The sequence below is a fragment of the uncultured Corynebacterium sp. genome (genome assembly GCF_937999985.1).
Taxonomy (GTDB): Bacteria; Actinomycetota; Actinomycetes; order Mycobacteriales; family Mycobacteriaceae; genus Corynebacterium.
On sequence record NZ_CALLDG010000054.1, the window covers coordinates 1 to 2727 of the forward strand.

A 2727-nucleotide genomic window follows, 5' to 3' on the forward strand; every position below is an offset into this window, starting at 1 on the left:
AGTGGCGGCCGCGCGGGAGATCATCCGCGTGATGGCGTGCTCCACCCCACGCCTAGCTCCTCAGCAGTGTGATCTCGCGTAGATTGGACTTCGTATAAGCCGTTAACGGCTGCCGTAGAACCTATGAATGGAAATCAGAAAGGCTAAAGAGGCTAAACACCATGACTGAACTGAACGCGCAGGAAATCAAGCGTCTTAACGCCGTCGTTCGCTTCGCCACCTACTCGGTCTTCAAGATCGAGCCGGGTGTGCTGGGCGATCGCACGGAGGTAGCTGCTGATTTTCAGGCATTCATTGATTCCTTCGAGGATGAGGATCTGGTTATCCGCGGTGTCTACGACCTGTCCGCACTGCGCGCCGAGGCCGACGTCATGATCTGGTGGCACGCGGAGAAGATGCAGGATCTGCAGGTGGCCTACCGCCGCTTCCTCAAGGAAACCAAGCTGGGGCAGGCCTGCGAGCCGGTATGGTCCAACACCTGCCTGCACCGCCCGAGCGAGTTCAACAAGGCTCACCTGCCGTCCTTCATCATGGGTGAGGAGCCGGGCGATTGGATCTGCGTCTACCCGTTCGTCCGCAGCTACGAGTGGTACACCATGGATCGTGCGGAGCGCTCCCGCCTGCTGCGCGAGCACGGCAAGGCCGCCCTGGGCTTCGACGAGGTCCGTGCGAACACCGTTCCCGCTTTCGCACTGGGCGACTACGAGTGGATCCTGGCCTTCGAATCCCCGACCCTGGAGCGCATCGTCGAGCTGATGTACAAGATGCGCTACACGGAGGCACGCCACCACGTGCGCGAGGAAATCCCGTTCTTCACCGGTCGTCGCGTCAACGGCGACAAGGAGGAGCTGGCCAGCTTCGTGGAGTCGCTGGCCTAGCCACCTAATTAACCGGCCGAATCTTCGGCCTGCTGCAGCGTCAAAGCAATGCTGTTGATGCAATAGCGCAGATCGGTGGGCGTGGGGTAACCCTCGCCCTCGAAAACGTGGCCCAGGTGGCTCTCGCACTGCGCACAGAGAACCTCGATGCGGCGCATGCCGAGGGAATCGTCGACGCGGGTAATCACCGCGTCCGAATCCTTCGGGTCGAAAAAGCTCGGCCAGCCGCAGTGCGAGTGGAACTTTTCGGTCGAGCGGAAGAGCTCCGCGCCGCAACCCTTGCAGGCGTACACGCCCTCGGTCTCCGTGTCCGTGTACTCGCCCTTAAAAGGGGCCTCGGTGCCCGCTCGGCGCAGCACGGCGAACTCCTCGGGGGTGAGGCGCTCGCGCCACTGTTCGTCTGTCAGGTTCCGGAAATCAGCGGTGGGGTTCAACTCAGCCATCAGTTGCTTCTCCTGTCTTCGTCTTATCCCGGTAGAAAAGTCCGTTCGTGTGCACATCGCCTAGGGGGTGGACGTTGTGGCGTCGATCCCTAAAGAACCACATCGTAGAGACCACCGCAGCGGCGACCAGTAACAGTGACCAACCAATAGTGCCGCGCGTATATTCCGCCACCCGGCCGTAGTTGACCCACCGGTCCGAGGACCAGGAGTCGTGGCTGAAGAAGAAGTACACGCCCAGCCACGCCACGGGGGTGTGCATCACGGAGCGGGGGGACAGAACCGTGAAGAGCAGCGGCAGCAGCAGCATCGAGTAGTACATCTGGCCCAGGCTGCTAATCAGGAACACGCCCGTCAGAAGCACGCCGGCGGTGCTGGCGGACCACATCACCGGATCGCGGTCGCGGAAGCGCAACAGCATCGCCAGCGCCACGAGCACGCAGATGGCTGCAAGTAGGCGCCACAGCCAGATCGTCCAATCCGGGAAGCCGAAGTACACGCCCACGCCGGGGATCGACGAATTGGCGAAATCCCGTACCTCTCCGAGGTAGGGAAGCAGCTTGTCGAAGTAATCGCCCGCGTTGGTGGTGAGCGGCCAGGCGATGATATTAATGACTACCGGGATCACTAGGCCAGTGGCGATGGTGGACAGTTGCCGGCGCATCAGGGGAATGAAGAGCAGTGGCAGGAACTGCGGCTTGATCGTGATGGCCAGCCCGATGACGATGCCCGCCAGAACTCCTCGGTTGTTGATTAGCAGCCACAGGAACAGCGCCTCGGCCAGCAACAGCACGCCGTTGATGTTGCCGAACCCAAGGGTGTTGGCGATCGACTCGGAGCTGAAGAGGAAGAAGATGCCGACGGGCAGAACCCAGGAGCGCAGGGAGTAATCAAAGAGCTTCGTGAGCACCACGACCGCCAGCACCGCCGCAACACCATTGCCGACCACATACACGGCCCGCGCCAGGTCGATGTTCGTTAGCAACGACAGGGGGCTCAGCAGCAGCGTGGCGCCGGGGGAGTAGAGGTAGTGCGGATCCGTGGAGGAGTAGTCCTGGTCGTAGATCGCCTCCTGGGCGCGGAACTTGTATAGCGCTGAGATGACCGTGCCGAAGTCGTCGGTGAGGCGCGAGTTCCAAGGGTGAACGAATACGCGCTGGATAAAGGTCATTACAGCCAGCGGCCAGAACACCCAGCAGAGGATCTGGGAGGTGTCCACGCGGCTATCTGCACGCATAGAAGAAAGTTTTTCGGCATTCATCGCCGACTAATTTTAGACCCCGAATTTCCCCAAGAGAGCTGCCACGCCGCTGCTAAGGCATGAAAAAAGGGGCCCGCAGGCCCCAAAGAAGTTTGGAGCGGATGACGAGACTCGAACTCGCGACCCTCACCTTGGCAAGGTGATGCGC

The 2727-nt window shown here is 61.1% G+C and carries 3 protein-coding genes; 1 reads left to right on the forward strand and 2 read right to left on the reverse strand.

What is annotated here, in order from left to right:
• Positions 1–161 precede the first annotated feature (161 nt).
• On the forward strand, positions 162–878 hold the full coding sequence (gene hemQ, locus Q0331_RS02515) for a hydrogen peroxide-dependent heme synthase (protein WP_298074589.1): 717 nt from the start codon (positions 162–164) through the stop codon (positions 876–878).
• A gap of 8 nt (positions 879–886) precedes the next feature.
• Here the strand turns inward: hemQ and msrB are convergent, their stop codons facing one another.
• Together msrB and Q0331_RS02525 are read right to left on the reverse strand one after the other, a co-directional pair.
• A complete protein-coding gene (gene msrB, locus Q0331_RS02520; protein ID WP_298074591.1) occupies positions 887–1321 on the reverse strand; it encodes a peptide-methionine (R)-S-oxide reductase MsrB in 435 nt (144 codons plus the stop codon).
• Positions 1314–2555, reverse strand: a complete 1242-nt coding sequence (locus Q0331_RS02525; protein ID WP_298074593.1) for a glycosyltransferase family 87 protein — start codon at positions 2553–2555, stop codon at positions 1314–1316. The genes msrB and Q0331_RS02525 overlap by 8 nt, the downstream gene beginning before the upstream one ends.
• Positions 2556–2727 lie beyond the last annotated feature (172 nt).